This is a genomic window from Citrobacter sp. JUb117 (genome assembly GCF_024809055.1).
Lineage (GTDB): Bacteria > Pseudomonadota > Gammaproteobacteria > Enterobacterales > Enterobacteriaceae > Citrobacter > Citrobacter gillenii.
Window position 1 is genome coordinate 1 of sequence record NZ_JANUFB010000021.1, and the last position, 1702, is coordinate 1702.

General features: G+C 52.7%; 1 rRNA gene. It reads right to left on the reverse strand.

Going from position 1 to position 1702, the window contains the following annotated elements:
• Positions 1-14: 14 nt before the first annotated feature.
• Positions 15-1556, reverse strand: a 16S ribosomal RNA gene (locus M2374_RS22250).
• Positions 1557-1702: the final 146 nt, after the last annotated feature.

Genomic DNA, 1702 nt, shown 5'->3' on the forward strand with positions numbered 1-1702 from the left:
ACGTTTCTTTAAGGTAAGGAGGTGATCCAACCGCAGGTTCCCCTACGGTTACCTTGTTACGACTTCACCCCAGTCATGAATCACAAAGTGGTAAGCGCCCTCCCGAAGGTTAAGCTACCTACTTCTTTTGCAACCCACTCCCATGGTGTGACGGGCGGTGTGTACAAGGCCCGGGAACGTATTCACCGTAGCATTCTGATCTACGATTACTAGCGATTCCGACTTCATGGAGTCGAGTTGCAGACTCCAATCCGGACTACGACATACTTTATGAGGTCCGCTTGCTCTCGCGAGGTCGCTTCTCTTTGTATATGCCATTGTAGCACGTGTGTAGCCCTACTCGTAAGGGCCATGATGACTTGACGTCATCCCCACCTTCCTCCAGTTTATCACTGGCAGTCTCCTTTGAGTTCCCGGCCGAACCGCTGGCAACAAAGGATAAGGGTTGCGCTCGTTGCGGGACTTAACCCAACATTTCACAACACGAGCTGACGACAGCCATGCAGCACCTGTCTCACGGTTCCCGAAGGCACTAAAGCATCTCTGCTAAATTCCGTGGATGTCAAGAGTAGGTAAGGTTCTTCGCGTTGCATCGAATTAAACCACATGCTCCACCGCTTGTGCGGGCCCCCGTCAATTCATTTGAGTTTTAACCTTGCGGCCGTACTCCCCAGGCGGTCGACTTAACGCGTTAGCTCCGGAAGCCACTCCTCAAGGGAACAACCTCCAAGTCGACATCGTTTACGGCGTGGACTACCAGGGTATCTAATCCTGTTTGCTCCCCACGCTTTCGCACCTGAGCGTCAGTCTTTGTCCAGGGGGCCGCCTTCGCCACCGGTATTCCTCCAGATCTCTACGCATTTCACCGCTACACCTGGAATTCTACCCCCCTCTACAAGACTCTAGCCTGCCAGTTTCGGATGCAGTTCCCAGGTTGAGCCCGGGGATTTCACATCCGACTTGACAGACCGCCTGCGTGCGCTTTACGCCCAGTAATTCCGATTAACGCTTGCACCCTCCGTATTACCGCGGCTGCTGGCACGGAGTTAGCCGGTGCTTCTTCTGCGAGTAACGTCAATGAATGCGGTTATTAACCACATCCCCTTCCTCCTCGCTGAAAGTACTTTACAACCCGAAGGCCTTCTTCATACACGCGGCATGGCTGCATCAGGCTTGCGCCCATTGTGCAATATTCCCCACTGCTGCCTCCCGTAGGAGTCTGGACCGTGTCTCAGTTCCAGTGTGGCTGGTCATCCTCTCAGACCAGCTAGGGATCGTCGCCTAGGTGAGCCGTTACCCCACCTACTAGCTAATCCCATCTGGGCACATCCGATGGCAAGAGGCCCGAAGGTCCCCCTCTTTGGTCTTGCGACGTTATGCGGTATTAGCTACCGTTTCCAGTAGTTATCCCCCTCCATCGGGCAGTTTCCCAGACATTACTCACCCGTCCGCCACTCGTCACCCAAGGAGCAAGCTCCTCTGTGCTACCGTTCGACTTGCATGTGTTAGGCCTGCCGCCAGCGTTCAATCTGAGCCATGATCAAACTCTTCAATTTAAGTTTGATGCTCGTGAATTAAACTTCGTAATGAATTACGTATGTTCACTCAGAGACTTGGTATTCATTTTTCGTCTTGCGACGTTAAGAATCCGTATCTTCGAGTGCCCACACAGATTGTCTGATAAATTGTTAAAGAGCAGTGC